This window comes from Pseudomonas sp. PDM22, assembly GCF_014851965.1.
In the GTDB taxonomy this organism is placed as follows: domain Bacteria; phylum Pseudomonadota; class Gammaproteobacteria; order Pseudomonadales; family Pseudomonadaceae; genus Pseudomonas.
The window spans coordinates 181312-197877 of record NZ_JACVAR010000010.1; the positions used below are offsets into that span (position 1 = coordinate 181312).

The following is a 16566-nucleotide window of genomic DNA, read 5'->3' on the forward strand; positions in this document are numbered from 1 at the left end:
CGCGGGCTCGAATGAAAAGTGGCCGGCGCAATGCCGGCCCTTTCGTCTGCGCGCTGCGCCGACGTACCCTGTGCAGCACATTCCCGATCCGCCGACGCCATGCCGCTGCCCCTGGTCTACCACGACGACTACAGTCCGCCCTTCCCGGACAACCATCGCTTCCCCATGGAGAAGTTCCGCCTGCTGCGCGACCACCTGGTGGACAGCGCCCTGGTGAAAGACGCGCAATTGCTGCGCCCGGAACTGTGCCCGACGGACGTCCTCGCCCTGGCCCACGACCGCGACTACATCGAGCGCTATTGCAGCGGCGAGATGAGCCGCGAAGAACTGCGCCGCCTCGGCCTGCCCTGGACGCAAGCGCTGGCGCGGCGCACGGTGCGTGCGGTGGGCGGCTCGCTGCTCAGCGCGGAGCTGGCACTGAAACACGGACTGGCCTGTCATCTCGCCGGTGGCACCCACCATGCGCACCACGACCATGCCTCGGGCTTCTGCATCTTCAACGACCTGGCAGTGATCAGCCTGTACCTGCTGGAAAGCGGCAAGGCCAACCGCGTGCTGATCTTCGACTGCGACGTGCACCAGGGCGACGGCACCGCGCGCATCCTGGAAAACGTACCGGACGCGGTGACGGTGTCGTTGCACTGCGAGAAGAACTTCCCCGCGCGCAAGGCGCAGAGCGACTGGGACATTCCCCTGCCACTGCACCTGGGCGACGGGGAGTACCTGAAGGTGGTGCAAGAGGCACTGGACTACCTGCTGCCGCTGTACCAGCCGGACATCGTGCTCTACGACGCCGGCGTGGACGTGCACAAGGACGATGCCCTGGGCTATCTGCAGCTCACCGACGCGGGACTGGCGGCGCGCGACGAGCACGTCATCCGTCGCTGCCTGTCCAGCGACATCCCGGTGGTGGGCGTGATCGGCGGTGGCTACGACAAGGACCGCCACGCGCTGGCCCGGCGCCACGGCATCCTGCACCACAGCGCTGCGCGGGTGGCGCGCGAGTTTCAGCTGGACCGGTAACGCGAGTTGTTGGTGTCCATGCGCATCGGCAGGCGTTGCTGCTCCCAGCGCGCCAGCTCATGGGCGGAGAACCCCAGGAGCGCGGCCGCACGCGACCGGGCATCGTCTTCGTAGTGCTTCTCGCAGAAGCGCATCACCTGCTCGGGCACGTGGTGCTGCAGCAGCTCCTGCGCGCGCAGTGGCCCTGCATATTGCAGGTAGCGTGGCAGCAGGCGGCTCCAGTTGGTGAACACATACAGGTTGTGCAGCGCGATCTGGATCGACAGCAGCTCCAGCACGCGTTGCTCGAACTTCACCTTCGAACCCTGCAGATTCTTGTTCAGGCGCACCACCATATGGGCCACCGCCTCGTTGAGCAGCGCGCGGATTTCCTCGCTGGGGAGGCTGCGGATGACAATATCGAGGCCATTCACCCGCACGCGGGTGTCGCTGCCTTCCACCCATAGGTGGGCCTCGTGGGAGCGAAGGTAATCACGGACTTTCATCGACAGTCGGACCAAGGTTGCAAGAGGCCCGCATGCTGATGGATTCACAAAAGCGCCAACATCGGCGCAATCCCTATCCCCTGTAGGAATTCTCGCAACCCCTATCCATCAGGGATCAGAACGACCGTTCCTCGCCTTCCGGGGTTGTCCACGACAACTGTGGAGCGGCCTGTGGATAAGCTGCGGGAAAGCGGCTGACGCGCCCGCCCCCGCCGGCTCCGGGCCAGCTGGACGAAAAATGAGCAACCGGCGTGCAGTGCCGCTGCGCTAGAATTGCGCCCTTTCCCGCCCTCCTTCGCCTGGCCCCCTGCATGACCGATTCCCGCCCGCTCGCTTCCCGTACCGCCCTCGTCATCGGCGGCGGCCCCGCCGGCCTGATGGCGGCCGAAGTCCTGGCCGGCGCCGGCGTGCAGGTGGAGCTGTTCGACGCCATGCCCTCGGTCGGGCGCAAGTTCCTGCTGGCCGGCGTAGGCGGCATGAACATCACCCACTCCGAGGAGCGCGAAGCCTTCCTGTCGCGCTACGGCCAGCGCGCACAAACCCTCGCGCCACTGATCGACGCCTTCGACAACCAGGCGCTGTGCGCGTGGATTCATGGCCTGGGCATCAAGACCTTCGTCGGCACCTCCGGCCGCGTGTTCCCCACCGACATGAAGGCCGCGCCGCTGCTGCGCGCCTGGCTCAAGCGCCTGCGCGAAGCCGGCGTGGTCATCCACACCCGTCACCGCTGGCTGGGTTGGGATGCCAATGGCGCGCTGTTGATCGACGGGCCGCAAGGCCAGCTCAGCCTGAGCGCCGACGCCAGCGTGCTGGCCCTCGGCGGCGGCAGCTGGCAGCGCCTGGGCTCGGACGGCGCCTGGGTGCCACTGCTCGCCGGGCGCGCTGTGGATATCTCACCGCTGCGTCCGGCCAACTGCGGTTTCGAAGTGGCCGGCTGGAGCGAGTTCTTCCGCGACAAGTTCGCGGGTGCGCCGGTCAAGCCGGTGGCGCTTTCGCTGGCCGGGGGCACGCCGCGCCAGGGCGAGTTCGTGGTCACCGCCGGCGGCATCGAAGGCAGCCTGGTCTACGCGCTGTCCTCCGGCATCCGCGCGTGCATCGAGCAGACTGGCAGCGCCACCCTGCACCTGGACCTGCTGCCCAACCGCAGCCTGGAACAGGTCGCCAAGGCCATCGCCCAGCCGCGCGGCTCCAGGTCCATGGCCAACCACCTGCGCGGTCGCCTGGGAGTGGACGGCGTGCGCGCCGGGCTGTTGCGCGAGTTGTCCACAGCCGCCGACTACGCCGATCCACAGCGTCTAGCCCAACTGATCAAGGCGTTGCCGCTGACCGTGGTGCGCACCCGCCCGCTGGATGAGGCCATCAGCAGCGCCGGCGGCGTGACCTTCGAGGCGCTGGACGAGCAGCTGATGCTCAAGGCACTGCCGGGAGTGTTCTGCGCCGGCGAAATGCTCGACTGGGAAGCACCCACCGGCGGCTACCTGCTCACCGCCTGCTTCGCCAGCGGTCGCGCCGCCGGGCTTGGCGCGCTGAAGTGGCTCGAAGCGCAGGGCTGAACCCTGCCAAAACTGGAACCATGGTGCTAGATTCTCGATTCCCACCCAGGAGTCGCCTGCATGCCGCTGACCTTCCGCCGCGCCCGTCCCGATGATGTCGATGCCGCCATCCCGCTGATCTACAGCTCCGGCCCAGACGCCTTCGACTATGCCTTCGCCCGCCCCGGCCGCAACAGCGCCCAGGACTTCCTGCGCTACGCCTTCGCCCAGGGCAGCGGGCAGTTCGGCTGGCGCCAGCACTGGGTCGGCGAGCAGGACGGCCAGGTGGTGGCGGCCGGCACGGTATTCGGCGGCGAGGCGAACCTGGGCTACATGCTCGCGGCCACGTGGCAGATTTTCGGCTACTTCGGCCTGGGGTCGGCGGGGGTGATCCGCCGTGGTCTGCAACTGGAAAAGATCATCTGCCCGCCGCCCCGCAAGACCCTGTACCTCGCGCACCTGGGCGTCATGCCGACGCTGCGCGGCGAAGGCCTGGGCAGCCAGCTGATCGACCACTTCCTGCAGATCGGCCGCAGCAGCGGCCTGCCCATGGCGGCGCTGGATGTCTCCACGGCCAACCCCAAGGCCCAGGCGCTCTACGAGCGGCTGGGTTTCAGCGTGCAGGTGGAGCGCACCTCGACCCTGCCGGGCGTGGCCGGCAGTCGCTACATGCAGCGCCAGCTCTGAGTTAGACTCGCGGCCAGCCGCCCGCCAGAGGCAGCTCGCCCGCATCGAGGGCACCGTCGAGAAGCCTGCTCACGCATGAACCAGGAAGGTTGTCCCATGAGCACTGCCAGCGTTGAACTGAAAGTCTTCGTCCCCGCCCGCGATTTCGCGCTCTCCCAGCAGTTCTACAAGGACCTGGGATTCCTCTCGCCGTGGAACTCCGAAGAGCTCGCCTACTTCCACCATGGCGACCATTGCGCCTTCCTGCTGCAGAACTACTACGTCAGGGAATTTGCCGAAAACCTGATGCTGCACCTGCTGGTGGAAGACGCCGATGCCTGGTACGCGAAGGTCCGCGACTCCGGCCTCGCCGAGCGCTACGGCGTGCGCCTGGGCTCGCCGGAAGACCAGCCGTGGAAGATGCGCGACTTCACCCTGCACGACCCGAGCGGCGTGCTCTGGCGGATCGGGCATAACCTCGACTGAGCCCCGTAGACGACCTGCAGGACCGAACCACGGCGCTTGCTTCAGTACGTAGGGCGCATAACCCGGAACGGGTTATCCGCCGTTGCCACGATGGCGGATAACGCTGACGCGTTATGCGCCCTACGAGCCTGAGTCCCCGGAGTCGACCTGTAGGAGCGCGCCATGCGCGCGATCGCGGGCATGGCCCGCTCCTACAGGTACCACCCCCACGGCTGGTCGGAGATGTACTCGGTCACCTGCTTCACCTCTAGGTAGTTCTCCAGCCCCCACACGCCCAGCTCGCGCCCGATGCCGCTCTGTTTCATGCCGCCCCAGGGCGCCTGGGTGAAGGTCGGCTGCGAGCAGTTGACCCAGACGATCCCCGCGCGCAGCCCGTCGGCCACCCGCGCCGCGCGCTGCGGGTCGCCCGACATCACCGCGCCGGCCAGGCCGAAGCGGCTGTCGTTGGCCAGGCGCAGGGCTTCGGCTTCGGTCTTGAAGCGCTTCACGCAGAGCACCGGGCCGAAGATCTCCTCGCGCCAGATCAGCGCGTCCTCGGCCGGCTCGTCGAAGATCGCCGGCTCGATGAACCAACCCTCGTCCAGTCCCGCGGGACGCTTTCCGCCGGTGAGCAACCGCGCGCCGCCGGCACGGCCACGCTCGACGAAACCCAGCACCTTTTCGTGCTGCCCCTGGCTGACCAGCGGGCCGAGCAGCACGCCCGGCTTGAGGCCATTGCCGATGCTGATGGCGCGGGTCGCCTCCACCAGCCGCTCGATCAGGCGCGGGGCGATGCCTTCCTGCACCAGCAGGCGCGAGGTGGCGCTGCATACCTGGCCCTGGTTCCAGAAGATACCGAACAGGATCCACTCCACCGCCGCCTCGACATCGCTGTCGTCGAAGACGATGAAGGCCGACTTGCCGCCCAGCTCCAGGCTGACGTTCTTGATGTCCTGGGCCGCCGCCGACATGATCCGCGAGCCGGTCGGCACGCTGCCGGTGAAGGCCAGCTTGTCCACACCTGGATGCTGGCTCAGCGGCCCGCCGGCCTCCGCGCCGAGGCCCGGCAGCACGTTGAGCACGCCCGCCGGCAGGCCCACGGCGTCCGCCGCAGCGGCCAGCTCCAGCGCGCTCAGCGGCGTCAATTCCGAGGGTTTGAGTACACAGGTGGCGCCCGCCGCCAAGGCCGGTGCGACCTTCCACGCCGCCATCAGCAGCGGGTAGTTCCAGGGGATGATCTGCCCCGCCACGCCCACCGGCTCCTGACGGATGCGGCAGCGAAAGCGCTCGTCGGGCAGCGCCAGCACCTGGTCCTGGCGCTGGTCCAGCTCCCGCGCCAGCTCGGCGTAGTAGCGGAAGCAGCCGATGGCATCGGCCACGTCCCACCGCGCCTCGGGCAGCGGCTTGCCGTTATCGCGCACCTCCAGTTCGGCCAGTGAATCCTGGTTGCGCTCCAGCTCCCCGGCCAGCGCCTCCAGCCATTCGGCACGCTCGCTGCCGCGACTCTGGCCCCAGCCGCGACTGAACGCGGTACGCGCCGCGCGCACGGCGTGGTCGACATCTTCCTCAGTGGCCGCCGGCACTTCCTGCAGCGGCTGCCCGGAGGCCGGGTCGAAGCTGGTGAAGCGGCCACCCAGGTCCGGCCTGACCCACTGCCCGTTGATGTAGAGCTGGTCGCGCATCCTCGAGTCTCCTTGAAGGCGGCCCTCAGGCGGCCTGAACGCCGGTGCGGCGGTTCTGCAGGTAGCGGGAGGTGAACAGCAGCGCCAGCGAGGCGCAGATGATCACCGTGGAGATGGCGTTGATCTCCGGCGTGATGCCCCGGCGGATCGACGAGAAGATGTAGATCGGCAGCGTGGTCTCGGAGCCGGCAACGAAGAAGGCGATGATGAAATCGTCGAAGCTGAAGGTGAACGCCAGCAGGAAGCCGGCGAGGATGGCCGGGGCGATCTGCGGCAGGGTCACCCGCCAGAAGGTATCCAGCGGCGGCGCGTAGAGGTCGGCGGAGGCTTCCAGCAGCGACTTGTCCATCGCCTCGACGCGGGTGCGGACGATCACCATCACCAGCGCCATGGTGAACAGCGAGTGCGCCGCCACCACGGTGCCGAAGCCCATGTTGAGTTTCGGCAGGCCGATGTCCAGCAGCGCCAGCAACGGGTTGAGCACGTCGAACAGGGTGATGAAGGCGATCAGCGTGGCGATGCCGATGACGATGCCCGGCACGATGATCGCGCAGTAGGTCAGCGCGTCGAACAGCAGGCGCACGCGCTTGCCGACCCGCTGCAGGCCGAACACCGCGAGGGTGCCGAACAGGGTGGCGATCAGCGCCGAGCAGAGGGCGATCAGCGCGCTGTTGCCCAGGGCTTCCAGGATGAACGGGTTGTCGAAGGCGCGGCCGAACCACTGCACCGAACAGCACTGGAAGCTCAGCCCGCTGCGCCCGGCGTTGAAGGCGAAGAGCATGATCAGCGCGATGGGCGCGTAGAGGAACAGGTAGACCGAGGTGGAGTAACTGCGCAGCCACATGTCAGAGCACCCCATCGTTGCGCGAGCCGCCGTAGCGGGCCACGAGTTTCAGATACACGCCGATGATCACCAGCATCATCGCCACCAGGGTCATCGCCACCGCGCTGCCGAACGCCCAGTTGCGCGATTGCAGGAACAGGTCGACCAGCGCGTTGCCGACGAAGAACACCTTGCCGCCACCGAGGATCGCCGGGATCAGGAACTCGCCCATGAGCAGGATGAACACCAGCATCACCCCGGTGATCACCCCCGGCGCGGACAGCGGCAGGGTGATCCGGCGGAAGGTTTCGAAGGCGCTCGCGCCGAGGTCGCCGGAGGCTTCCAGCAGACGTTTGTCGAGCTTCTCCAGGGTCACGTAGATGGGGAACACCATCAGCGGCAGGTAGCCGTAGACGATGCCGATCAGCACCGCGTAGGGCGTGTTGATCAGGCGCACGTCGGCGATGCCGAAGGTCTCCAGCAGCGCCGGGATGCCGCGACCGCTGAGCAGGAAGATCCAGGCGTAGGTGCGGATCAGGAAGCTGGTCCAGAACGGCACGATCACCAGCGTGAGCAGCAGCGACTTGTTGCGCCGCACCTTCACCGCCAGGAAATAAGCCAGCGGGTAGGCCGCCAGCAGGCACGCCAGGGTGCCCAGCGGCGCGAGGGTCAGGGTGTTCCAGAAGGCCTGGGCGCGGGAGCCGAGGTTCAGGTAGTTCTCCAGCGTCAGCCCGCCACCGTAGCCACCCACGGCGCTGCGTTCGCCGAAGCTGAAGACCAGGATGATCACCAGCGGCATCAGGAGCAGCAGCAGGAACCACAGGGTGGACGGCAACAGCAGCAGGAGCGTGACGCGCCGGCCGAGGCTTTTTGCGCGCGAGGCGCTGGGCGTCGCCTGGGTCTGCGGCAACGGGGCGCTGACAGCGATGTTCATGTTCGATTCCCTACGCATGGAACGGACCTTCGCGGTGGGGCGAATAACGCGCCAGCGTTATCCGCCGCATTCCGCACAAGCGCCAGAATTGCTGATCAGGCGGCCTTGAACCGCGCCATCAGTTCGGCGCGTGCCGGGCTGGTGAGGGTCGCCGCGGCGCCGAACTCCAGCGGCGACAGGCGCTCGGCCGCCGGGTACATGATCGGGTCGTCGAGCATCTCCTTGGAGAGCAGCGCATCGACGCGCTTGTCCCCGCTCGGGTAGCCGTGGGAGAGCACCTCCAGCTTGTTGTGCTGCGGGTCTAGCAGGTAGTTGATGAACGCGTAGGCGGCATCGCGGTGCTCGGCGCTCTTGGGAATGGCGAAGAAGTCGCTCCATATCTCGCCGCCTTCCTTGCCCAGCACGAAGGTCATGTCCGGGTTGTCGCGGTGCAGCTGGGAGGCGTCACCGGTCCAGGCCATGGCCATCCAGGCGTCGCCGTTGCGCAGCGAAGGCTGGATGTCGGAGTTGATCGCGAACAGGTGCGGCTTGGCCTGGATCAGCAGCTTCTCGGCCTCGGCCAGTTCCTTCGGGTCCAGCGAGTTGAAGCTGTAGCCGTAGTACTTGAGCGCGTTGCCGATGGCGGTGAGCTGGTAGTCGTGGACGATGGTGCGGCCCGAAGCGCTGGTCAATGTCAGGTCCCAGAACTGCTTCCAGGAATCCGGGCTGCCCTTCACACGGCTGGCGTCATAGACGATGCCGGTGGTGCCCCAGTTCTTCGGCACCGCGTAGACCTTGCCGTCCACCGTTCCCTGGGCCATGAAGCGCTCCTCGAAGGCCTTGGGGTCGAAGTTGGGGATGCGCGAGAGGTCCAGCGGCTCGATCAGCCCGAGCTGCACGTAGGTGCTGATGGTGTAGTTGGTCGGCACGAAGACGTCCCAGCCGCTACCGCCGGCCTGCAATTTGGCGAGCATCTCCTCGTTGGAACCGAACACGTTCATCTGCACCCGCGCGCCGGTAGCCTTGGCGAAGGCATCGAAGTTCTCCTGGCTGTGGTAGTTCGGCCAGGTGGCCAGGGCCAGGCGGTCACCGATGTTGCTGCCTTCGGCCGCGTAGGCCTTGCCGCTGAGCAGGCCGGGAGTGTTGGCGGCGACCACCGCCATCGCCAGCCCGAGGCCGGTCTTGCCGAGGAAATCGCGCCGCGTGATGGAGCCGTTTTCCCAGCTGCGCATCGTCTTGATGAAGCTCTTCTTGTCCATCGTCACTCCCCGCCTGTCTGCTGATTGTCGTTATGGTTGGATCGTCGAACTCAAAGGGCCATGGCCAGGCCGCTGGCCTGGTTCCAGCCGACCTGTACCGGCGCGCCGTGCTCGAAGGCTTCCGCCTCGCCGCCGGCCTTGCGCGGCACGCGCACGCAGACGATGCCGAAAGCGTCGGTGCGTACGCGGTATTCAGTGAGGTTGCCCAGGTAGATGCGGTCTTCGACGCGGCCCTTCAGGCGCACTTCGCGCTGCAGCTCCGAATCGGCGGCGGCGATGCCGACCAGCTCCGGGCGCACGGCGATGCAGCCTTCGGCCTGGGGCGCCAGCACAGGGCCGGTGGGCGTCGGCGGGCTGCACAGTTCCAGCCCGGCCGGGGTGCCCAGCACCACGCGGCCTGAATCGAGGCGGCGCACGGTGCCGGAAAACAGGTTGGACTCGCCGATGAAGTCGGCGACGTAGCGGCTCGCCGGGGTCTCGTAGAGCGCCTCGGGGGTGGCGGTCTGGATGATCAGGCCGTCCTTCATGATGCTGATGCTGTCGCTCATCGACAGCGCTTCTTCCTGATCGTGAGTGACCAGCACGAAGGTGATGCCGACCTCGCGTTGCAGGCGCAGCAGCTCCGACTGCATCTCCTTGCGCAGCTTGCGGTCTAGTGCGGCCAGCGGCTCGTCGAGCAGCAGCACGGTAGGCTTGTTCACCAGTGCGCGGGCCAGCGCCACACGCTGCTGCTGGCCGCCGGAAAGCTCGTGGGGCTTGCGCGTGCCGAAGCCGGACAGGCGCACCATCTCCAGCGCCTCGTCGGCCATCCGGCGCTGCTGCGAACGGTCAGGGCGCGGCGTGCGGTAGCGCAGGCCGTAGGCGATGTTCTCGGCCACCGTCAGGTGCGGGAACAGCGCGTAATGCTGGAACACCATGTTCACCGCACGCTGGTGCGCCGGCACCCCGGCCACCGCCTTGCCGGCCAGCAGCACCTCGCCTTCGCTGGGCTGCTCGAAGCCGGCGATCATCCGCAGGGTGGTGGTCTTGCCGCAGCCGGAGCTGCCGAGGAAGGAATGGAAGGCGCCGCGCTTCACCTTGAAGCTCAGCCCGTTGACCGCCGGCACGCTGCCGTAGCGCTTGACCACGTTACGGAATTCGATATCGAAGTCCTGACCGCTTTCCATCACCGCGCGCTCCCACTTTGTTCTTGTTGGGGCTCACGCTAGCAACGGGGCTTTCGGGGTGTATATATCCCTCGGGGGATAGATGTCGGGATTGGATCGCCCGGTGCGCGCGCTGACTCTCCCTGCAGGAGCGCGTCATGCGCGCGATCGCGGGCATCGCCCGCTCCTGCCATGGGCGCCCGGAGCTTCCGATGACTGTAGGGCGGATAACCTGGAACAGGTTATCCGCCAGCGACGGCACGGCGGATAACGCTGGCGCGTTATTCGCCCTACATGACCGTAGGAGCGAGCTTGCTCGCGAACGGATTCCCCGGCGAATCCGACGTTGGGCGGTTCGCGAGCAAGGGCTAGGCGCCCCCCTCGGTCCTACGAAGAGCCGCGTGGCTCAGCCAACCTCACGCATCCCACCCGCCGCATCGCGCCCGGCCAGCTCGCGGATGAACAGCCCGAGCAGCTCCGACTGGCTGCCGATGCCGAGCTTGGCGTAGATGTTCTTGCGGTGGATCTTCACCGTGCCGGGGCTGATATCCAGCTGCTCGGCGACCGAGGCGCTGGAGTGGCCGCGCAGCAGCAGCTGGACGATCTCCTGCTCGCGGGGCGTGAGCAGTTGGGCTCCGAACTGGTCGAAGGCCTCGCGGATCTGGTAGTCCAGGTCCTGCGCCGGGCGCGGCTGCGCGCGGCGCAGTTCCCAGGCTTCGCGCACCACCTGCTCGACCACCGGCCGCGCGCACTCCAGCAGCTGCATCTCGTCGCGGCTGTAGGCGGGGCTGGAGGTCTTGCGCATCAGCGAGAGCACGGCGGTGGCGCCGTCGGCGAGGTCGATGAAGAAGGCGATCTCCTCGGTCAGGCCGGTCTGCTGGTAATACGTCTGGTAGTACTCGCCCAGGTAGAAGTGGTCCGGCGCGAACTGCCGCAGGCGCCACAGCCCCGGCGCCTGGTGGCGGGTGCAGGCGAGGTAGAAGGGATCGAGCAGGTACGGGCCGACCTGGTAGTCCTCGACGTAGACGTGGCGGACGTCGGCCGGGAAGGTGTCGAACAGGTCCAGCGGCCGGTGGTTGCCTTCGTAGACGAAGAGCACGAAGTTATCCACCGCGCAGACCTGCTGCAGCCACTGGCTGAGGCCGAGCAGGCGCGGACGACCGGCGGCCAGCGGGAGCAGATGGGCGACTCCGCCGGTCCAGGCTTTGAGTTCCTTGTGGCGCATGGGCTGTCGTTCTTGTTGTGTGCGCGATGGGCACACTATAGGCGTTCGGGATTCCACACGGAAATGCAGCTTTTGCGCCACACCCCGCAAGGCCCCGCAACGCCTGGCGACAGCGACCGATTCAGCTTCCGGCGCGCACCGCGATGAAGCAGGCGCGCGCCGAATCGGCTCAGGGCCGGCGAGCGCCCTTGCCGCCCGGCTTTCCGGCGGACGATTTGCCGGAAGCAGGTTTGCCAGCGGCTGGTTTACCGCCCAGGCCGAAGCCCGGCGCCTTGCGCACCGCCTTGACCTGCGGCTTGTCGTCCAGCAGCGAGCCGAGGTGCACCTTGCCCGGCTTGCCTTCGGGCACCTTGGGTTGCTTGGGCTTCTTCGGCTTCTTGGTGATCTGGCCACCCGGAGCGGTGACGGGTACCCGGTGCTCCGCCTCGAAGCCGTCCTCCTCCTGGCGCGGCAGGGTCTGGCCGATCAGCGTCTCGATGGCCGCCAGCTGTTGCACTTCATCGGCGCAGACCAGCGAGATCGCCTGCCCGCTGGCGCCGGCACGGCCGGTCCGGCCGATGCGGTGCACGTAGTCCTCGGGGACGATGGGCAGGTCGAAGTTGACCACCAGCGGCATCTCCTCGATGTCCAGGCCGCGCGCAGCGACATCGGTGGCGATGAGGAAGTCCACCTCGCCCGCCTTGAACCGCGCCAGGGCGCGCAGGCGCGAGGGCTGCGGCTTGTCGCCGTGAATCGAGTCGGCGCGGATGCCTTCGCGCTGCAGCAGGTCGACCAGTTCGTCGACGCCCTTGCGGGTCTTGGCGAACACCAGCGCCTGGCGCCAGCCCTGTTCGCGCAACAGGTGCAGGAACAGCTCGGCCTTGCGCTTCTTGTCCACAGTGAGCAGGTGCTGCTTCACCGTCTTCGCCGCCGTGTTGCGCGGCGCCACGTCGATGGTCAGCGGGTCGCGCAGCAGGGTGCGGGCCATCTGGCGGATAGCATCGGAGAAGGTCGCGGAGAACAGCAGGGTCTGCCGGCGCCGGGGCAGCGCGGCGAAGACTTCGTCCAGTTCGCGGGCGAAGCCCAGATCGAGCATGCGGTCGGCCTCGTCCAGCACCAGCACCTGCAACTGGGTGAATTTCAGCGCGTTCTGCCGGTACAGATCGAGCAGGCGGCCTGGCGTGGCCACCAGCACGTCGACGCCCTTGCGCAGCTTCATCATCTGCGGGTTGATGCTGACCCCGCCGTAAGCCACGGCGGTGCGCAACGGCACGTGCTGGCCATAGGCGCGGAAGCTCTCGTGCACCTGCTCGGCCAGCTCGCGGGTCGGCACCAGCACCAGCGCGCGGATCGAGTTGGCCGCCACCTGCGGGCCTTCCTGCAGCAGCTTCTGCAGCAGCGGCAGGGCGAAGCCGGCGGTCTTGCCGGTGCCGGTCTGGGCGGCGGCCAGCAGGTCGCGCCCCTTGAGCACGGCCGGGATGGCCTGGGCCTGCACTGCCGTCGGGTTCTGGTAGCCGAGCCCGTCGAGGGCGTGCAGGAGGGGATCGATCAGGCCGAGATTGGCGAAGGTCATGGAGCGCTCGCAGAAACGATTCGGAATGGGCGGCATTGTAGCCGCAAGGGTCAGGAGCGCAGCAGCAGCGCGCCTTCGATGGGCACGTAGCGGCTGGCCGCGCGGATCAGCGCCTGGGCGGTGAGGCCCGGCACGCCGTAGGCGGTGGCGTCGGTGCCGCCGGCACGGACGCGGTCGAGCAGCAGGTCGAAATCGCCGTCGCCGGAGGCCAGCACGACCTCGTCCACGTTCGGCGCGGCGTCGAGGATGTCGATGGTGATGCCAACGTCCCAGTCACCCTTGGCCGAGCCGTCGGCGCGCTGGATGTAGGGCTTGAGCTTCACGGTGAAGCCGAGCTTGCGCAGGATCTGCTGGAACTGCTGCTGCCTGGCATCGCCGCGGTCGATGGCGTAGGCGTAGGCCTGGACGATGTTGCCCTGGGCACTCAGCTCGGCCCACAGCGCCGCGTAGTTGAAGTGGCAGCCGTAGGCCTGACGCACGGTGTAGTAGAGGTTCTGCACGTCGGCGAACAGGGCGATGGTCTTCAACGGTGACTCCGGAACTCGAACAGCGGGGGCGCATTATCGGCACAGCGGCGCGCCCCCGCCAGTCCCGGCGGACGGGATGACCCTGTGCTCGGCTCAGCTGAACAGGTCGCCGTCGTCGTCGCCGAAGAAGCTCGAATCGTCGCCGAAGCTACCGCTGTCGTCGTAATTCGCATCGTTGAAGCCGTTGTCGGCGTAGCGGTCGCCGCCCAGGGACGAGTCATCGCCGCGCCCGTCGTCGAAGCTGGACGGCTCCGGCTGCACCGGCTGTTCCTGGATCACCTCGACGATTTCCTGCGGCTGGTTGTGGTGGAACATGCTGGTCAGCAGGTCCGCCACCATCACGCCACCGGCCACGCCCGCAGCGGTCTGCAAGGCGCCGCGCATGAAGCCGCCACCCTGGGGCGCCGCTTGCACGGGCTGGGCTGGCCTGAAGTCGTTCGGGTTGCCAGCGCCGAGGTTGTTCGCGTAAGCCGCGTTGCCGCCGGCCGGTTGCGAGAAGCGTGTCTGGCCCCAGCCGTCCGGGCGCTGCTGCGCCTGCTCCTGGCGCGGTTGCGGGCTCTGGCCGCCGCCGAACAAGCCGGCGAGGAAGCCGCCGCTGCTCGGGCGCTGCTCCTGGGCCCTGGCCTGCTGCGCTTCCAGCTCCTTGACGCGCTGGTCCAGGCGCTTGATCGCCGCTTCCTGGATCAGCATCGCCTGGGCCATGTAGTACGGCGCGGCCGGTTGCTGCACCAGGTGCCGGTTGATCCGGGCCTCGGCGTCGGCGTCGCGTGGCGCGGTCTGCGCCTGCGCGTCACGCAGGCGGGTGAACAGACCATCGATCAGGGATTGCTCTTCGGAATTCATGGCAGGCCTCGAGTGAGCGGGTGGTTCGGCAGAACATTGCCTCTGCAACATTGGATCGGCTCGCAAAAAAACAAGTTCCGGTCGCAGAATTCTGGCGTCTTCAGCTGAGGGTTTGCTTAAGTTAGAGTCGAAGCCCTCGGACAGTATCGGGTTACTGATGAATCCCCTTTCCATCCTCCGCGACACCTGGTTCTTCTTCTCCCGTCACCTCGGCATCCTGGTGCCGCTGTGCCTGCCCTGGATTGTCATCGAGACGCTGGTCCAGCAGCAGATCAACGTCGCCGCCGGCTCGCAGAACTTCGCGCCCTGGGGCATGGCCGCGGGCCTGGTGTTCTACCCGATCTACACCGCCAGCCTGATCCTTTTCATGATCGACACCGGCGAAGGCGTGCAGCGCAGCGTGCGCGAACTGTGGAGCGCGGCGCTGCGGCTGTGGCCGGCCTTCGCCCTGCTCTCGGCGATCACTTCACTGCTGATCGTGCTCGGCCTGTACCTGATGGTGCTGCCGGGCATCTTCGTGATGATCAAGCTGGCCTTCGCCGAATTCCTCCTGGTGCAGCGCGGCCGCGCGCCCATCGACGCGATGCGCGAAAGCTTCGCCCTGACCACCGGGCACTTCTTCCTGCTGCTGATGACCTCCCTGGCGATCCTCGCGCCGGTATGGATCGCCGAAGGCTGGATCACCGAGGCCGGCCAGGACGCGCCGGTGCTCAGCGTCGCGCTGCACTCGCTGAGCGGGTTCTTCCAGCTGCTGCTGACGGTGGCCGCCTACCGCATCTTCATCCTGCTCGGCCGCGAGCCCGCCTGAGCGGCAGCAAGTCGCAACAAATCCCCCGGCGCGACGCACGCCGGGGTTCTACGCTGGAGTCTACTTCCCACCCCCCGAAAATCCGGAGTAAGGAGACTCGCCGTGAGCGACTTCCCGCCCAGCTGCCTTTCGCACATTTCCATCGGCACCAATGACTATCTGCGCGCCAAGGCGTTCTACGACGCCGTGCTGCCCACCCTGGGCTGCCAGCCGATCATGGAGCACCCCGGCGCCGTGGCCTACGGCCGGGTGTTCCCCGAGTTCTGGCTGCAGACGCCCATCGACGGCCACCCGGCCAGCGTCGGCAATGGCACGCACTTCGGCTTCATGGCCAACTCCCGCGACGAAGTGGACGCCTTCTACCGCGCCGCGATTGCCGCCGGCGCCACCGACGAAGGCGCACCCGGCCCGCGCCCGCTGTATGGCGACCCTTACTACGGCTGCTTCGTCCGCGACCTGGACGGCCACAAGATCGAGGCCTCGTTCTGGGACATGGCGCTGGCCGGCGGCGGGTTCGATACCCACTCCCACTGACCTCGACCTGTTGGAGCAGGCCATGCCCGCGATCCATGAGCAGGGCTCACGGCGTCAATGCAACGGGCGCGGACCTTGTCCGCGCTCGCGGGCAGGGCCCGCTCCTACAGTTGTCCCGGGTTTTACCGCGGACCGGTTCAGTGTCCGGGGCGCAGCCCCGACATCTTCGGCACCAGCAGCTTCTCGAACAGCCGCGGGAAGAAGCGCGCCAGCAGTCGCGCCCGCCAGTTGACGTTGGACAGCACCAGCAAACGCCGCCGACGCAGCGCTCCCTGGTAGATCGCCTCGGCCACGTCGCGCGGCGAGGCCACTTCCGCTCCCAGCACCACGGCCGGCTGGCGAATCACCGAGCCGTCGCCGACCAGGGCATTCTTGCGCAGGTCGGTGGCGGTGAAGCCCGGGCAGGCCAGGGTGATCGCCACGCCGGTGCCGTCCAGTTCCATGCGCAGCGTGTCGAACAGCCCGTGCAGCGCGTGCTTGCTGGCGTTGTAGGCGCTGCGGTAGAGCAGCGGGGCGAAGCCGGTCAGCGAACTGAGCACGACGATCTGCCCGTGCCGCGCCAGCAGGCTGGGCAGCGCCGACTGGGTGCAGTGCAGCGCGCCATAGAAGTTCACCGCCATCACCCGCCGGAACACCGCCAGCTCGGTCTCGATGAACAGGCTGCGGTGGGTGATACCGGCGTTGTTCACCAGCACGTCGATACCGCCGAAGCGCTCGACGGCCAGCGCAACCGCGCGCTCCACCGCCTCGGCATCGGCGATGTCGCAGCGCAGGCCGAGGGCTTCGACGTTCAGGTGCTCGCGCAGGTGCTGCACCAGGCTGTCCAGTGCCGCCTGGTCGAGGTCGAGGATTACCGGATGCGCGCCGGCCCGGGCGAAGCGCAGCACCAGCGCGCGACCGATGCCGGAACAGCCGCCGCTGACCAGCACCACCTTGCGCCGGTAGGTCGAATGGGAGAAGAGTTTGCGGGGCATGGCAGTCTCCCGAAGCCCGCAGGGCGCGATGTCGACGTCTTGCGAACTACATCTCACAAGGTTTCAGGATAATTCCCACATCAAACACGGAGGTGAAATACAAAGTCACA

Annotated in this window: 17 protein-coding genes; 6 read left to right on the top strand and 11 right to left on the bottom strand. The window is 67.5% G+C overall.

Features of this window, described 5'->3' with window-relative positions; all coding sequences use genetic code 11:
• The first annotated feature begins 99 nt into the window (after window positions 1-99).
• Window positions 100-1023, top strand: a complete 924-nt coding sequence (locus IB255_RS28245; RefSeq protein ID WP_081517216.1) for a histone deacetylase — start codon at window positions 100-102, stop codon at window positions 1021-1023.
• Here the strand turns inward: IB255_RS28245 and IB255_RS28250 are convergent.
• On the bottom strand, window positions 1008-1508 hold the full coding sequence (locus tag IB255_RS28250; RefSeq protein WP_167523257.1) for a hypothetical protein: 501 nt from the start codon (window positions 1506-1508) through the stop codon (window positions 1008-1010). The genes IB255_RS28245 and IB255_RS28250 overlap by 16 nt on opposite strands.
• Window positions 1509-1819: 311 nt before the next feature.
• Between IB255_RS28250 and IB255_RS28255 the strand changes: the two genes are divergently transcribed.
• From IB255_RS28255 to IB255_RS28265, 3 genes are all read left to right on the top strand, one after another.
• Window positions 1820-3061 carry a TIGR03862 family flavoprotein gene (locus IB255_RS28255; RefSeq protein ID WP_192211177.1) on the top strand — a complete coding sequence of 414 codons (1242 nt, stop codon included), beginning with the start codon at window positions 1820-1822 and terminating at the stop codon, window positions 3059-3061.
• Between the two features lie 60 nt (window positions 3062-3121).
• Complete coding sequence (locus IB255_RS28260) at window positions 3122-3727, top strand: GNAT family N-acetyltransferase (RefSeq protein WP_192211178.1); 606 nt, start codon at window positions 3122-3124, stop codon at window positions 3725-3727.
• A gap of 96 nt (window positions 3728-3823) precedes the next feature.
• On the top strand, window positions 3824-4192 hold the full coding sequence (locus IB255_RS28265; protein ID WP_081517212.1) for a VOC family protein: 369 nt from the start codon (window positions 3824-3826) through the stop codon (window positions 4190-4192).
• Window positions 4193-4383: 191 nt separating this feature from the next.
• Here the strand turns inward: IB255_RS28265 and IB255_RS28270 are convergent, their stop codons facing one another.
• The 9 genes from IB255_RS28270 to IB255_RS28310 form a co-directional block, all read right to left on the bottom strand.
• Window positions 4384-5853: an aldehyde dehydrogenase family protein gene (locus IB255_RS28270; protein WP_081517211.1), complete on the bottom strand. Its 1470-nt coding sequence runs from the start codon at window positions 5851-5853 to the stop codon at window positions 4384-4386.
• Window positions 5854-5878: 25 nt separating this feature from the next.
• Complete coding sequence (locus IB255_RS28275; protein WP_081517210.1) at window positions 5879-6697, bottom strand: ABC transporter permease; 819 nt, start codon at window positions 6695-6697, stop codon at window positions 5879-5881.
• A gap of 1 nt (window position 6698) precedes the next feature.
• Complete coding sequence (locus IB255_RS28280) at window positions 6699-7610, bottom strand: ABC transporter permease (protein WP_081517209.1); 912 nt, start codon at window positions 7608-7610, stop codon at window positions 6699-6701.
• 95 nt (window positions 7611-7705) lie between these two features.
• Complete coding sequence (locus tag IB255_RS28285; protein ID WP_081517208.1) at window positions 7706-8848, bottom strand: ABC transporter substrate-binding protein; 1143 nt, start codon at window positions 8846-8848, stop codon at window positions 7706-7708.
• Window positions 8849-8898: 50 nt separating this feature from the next.
• Window positions 8899-10014: an ABC transporter ATP-binding protein gene (locus IB255_RS28290; RefSeq protein ID WP_081517207.1), complete on the bottom strand. Its 1116-nt coding sequence runs from the start codon at window positions 10012-10014 to the stop codon at window positions 8899-8901.
• A gap of 385 nt (window positions 10015-10399) precedes the next feature.
• Complete coding sequence (locus tag IB255_RS28295) at window positions 10400-11218, bottom strand: helix-turn-helix transcriptional regulator (protein WP_151189338.1); 819 nt, start codon at window positions 11216-11218, stop codon at window positions 10400-10402.
• A gap of 169 nt (window positions 11219-11387) precedes the next feature.
• Window positions 11388-12770, bottom strand: coding sequence for a DEAD/DEAH box helicase (locus IB255_RS28300; RefSeq protein WP_081518148.1), 1383 nt, complete (start codon window positions 12768-12770; stop codon window positions 11388-11390).
• A gap of 50 nt (window positions 12771-12820) precedes the next feature.
• Entirely contained in the window at window positions 12821-13297 is a 477-nt protein-coding gene (locus IB255_RS28305) for an NYN domain-containing protein (protein ID WP_081517205.1), read from the bottom strand.
• 93 nt (window positions 13298-13390) lie between these two features.
• Window positions 13391-14140 carry a DUF2076 domain-containing protein gene (locus IB255_RS28310; RefSeq protein WP_081517204.1) on the bottom strand — a complete coding sequence of 250 codons (750 nt, stop codon included), beginning with the start codon at window positions 14138-14140 and terminating at the stop codon, window positions 13391-13393.
• Between the two features lie 157 nt (window positions 14141-14297).
• Between IB255_RS28310 and IB255_RS28315 the strand changes: the two genes are divergently transcribed.
• On the top strand, window positions 14298-14948 hold the full coding sequence (locus tag IB255_RS28315) for a YciC family protein (RefSeq protein ID WP_081517203.1): 651 nt from the start codon (window positions 14298-14300) through the stop codon (window positions 14946-14948).
• 102 nt (window positions 14949-15050) lie between these two features.
• Window positions 15051-15482 (top strand): VOC family protein, encoded by a 432-nt coding sequence (locus tag IB255_RS28320; RefSeq protein ID WP_081517202.1) that lies wholly within the window; start codon window positions 15051-15053, stop codon window positions 15480-15482.
• 137 nt (window positions 15483-15619) lie between these two features.
• On the opposite strand, the gene IB255_RS28325 is transcribed toward IB255_RS28320, so the two are convergent.
• Window positions 15620-16456, bottom strand: a complete 837-nt coding sequence (locus IB255_RS28325; protein WP_081517201.1) for an SDR family oxidoreductase — start codon at window positions 16454-16456, stop codon at window positions 15620-15622.
• Window positions 16457-16566: the final 110 nt, after the last annotated feature.

What these genes read in the sequence shown, in the direction of transcription:
- IB255_RS28270 (WP_081517211.1), bottom strand. Translation starts at nt 5,853, where the DNA reads ATGCGCGACCAGCTCTACATCAACGGGCAGTGGGTCAGGCCGGACCTG.
- IB255_RS28285 (WP_081517208.1), bottom strand. Translation starts at nt 8,848, where the DNA reads ATGGACAAGAAGAGCTTCATCAAGACGATGCGCAGCTGGGAAAACGGC.
- IB255_RS28315 (WP_081517203.1), top strand. Translation starts at nt 14,298, where the DNA reads ATGAATCCCCTTTCCATCCTCCGCGACACCTGGTTCTTCTTCTCCCGT.
- IB255_RS28295 (WP_151189338.1), bottom strand. Translation starts at nt 11,218, where the DNA reads ATGCGCCACAAGGAACTCAAAGCCTGGACCGGCGGAGTCGCCCATCTG.
- IB255_RS28290 (WP_081517207.1), bottom strand. Translation starts at nt 10,014, where the DNA reads ATGGAAAGCGGTCAGGACTTCGATATCGAATTCCGTAACGTGGTCAAG.
- IB255_RS28325 (WP_081517201.1), bottom strand. Translation starts at nt 16,456, where the DNA reads ATGCCCCGCAAACTCTTCTCCCATTCGACCTACCGGCGCAAGGTGGTG.
- IB255_RS28265 (WP_081517212.1), top strand. Translation starts at nt 3,824, where the DNA reads ATGAGCACTGCCAGCGTTGAACTGAAAGTCTTCGTCCCCGCCCGCGAT.
- IB255_RS28245 (WP_081517216.1), top strand. Translation starts at nt 100, where the DNA reads ATGCCGCTGCCCCTGGTCTACCACGACGACTACAGTCCGCCCTTCCCG.
- IB255_RS28250 (WP_167523257.1), bottom strand. Translation starts at nt 1,508, where the DNA reads ATGAAAGTCCGTGATTACCTTCGCTCCCACGAGGCCCACCTATGGGTG.
- IB255_RS28255 (WP_192211177.1), top strand. Translation starts at nt 1,820, where the DNA reads ATGACCGATTCCCGCCCGCTCGCTTCCCGTACCGCCCTCGTCATCGGC.
- IB255_RS28310 (WP_081517204.1), bottom strand. Translation starts at nt 14,140, where the DNA reads ATGAATTCCGAAGAGCAATCCCTGATCGATGGTCTGTTCACCCGCCTG.
- IB255_RS28280 (WP_081517209.1), bottom strand. Translation starts at nt 7,610, where the DNA reads ATGAACATCGCTGTCAGCGCCCCGTTGCCGCAGACCCAGGCGACGCCC.
- IB255_RS28275 (WP_081517210.1), bottom strand. Translation starts at nt 6,697, where the DNA reads ATGTGGCTGCGCAGTTACTCCACCTCGGTCTACCTGTTCCTCTACGCG.
- IB255_RS28260 (WP_192211178.1), top strand. Translation starts at nt 3,122, where the DNA reads ATGCCGCTGACCTTCCGCCGCGCCCGTCCCGATGATGTCGATGCCGCC.
- IB255_RS28300 (WP_081518148.1), bottom strand. Translation starts at nt 12,770, where the DNA reads ATGACCTTCGCCAATCTCGGCCTGATCGATCCCCTCCTGCACGCCCTC.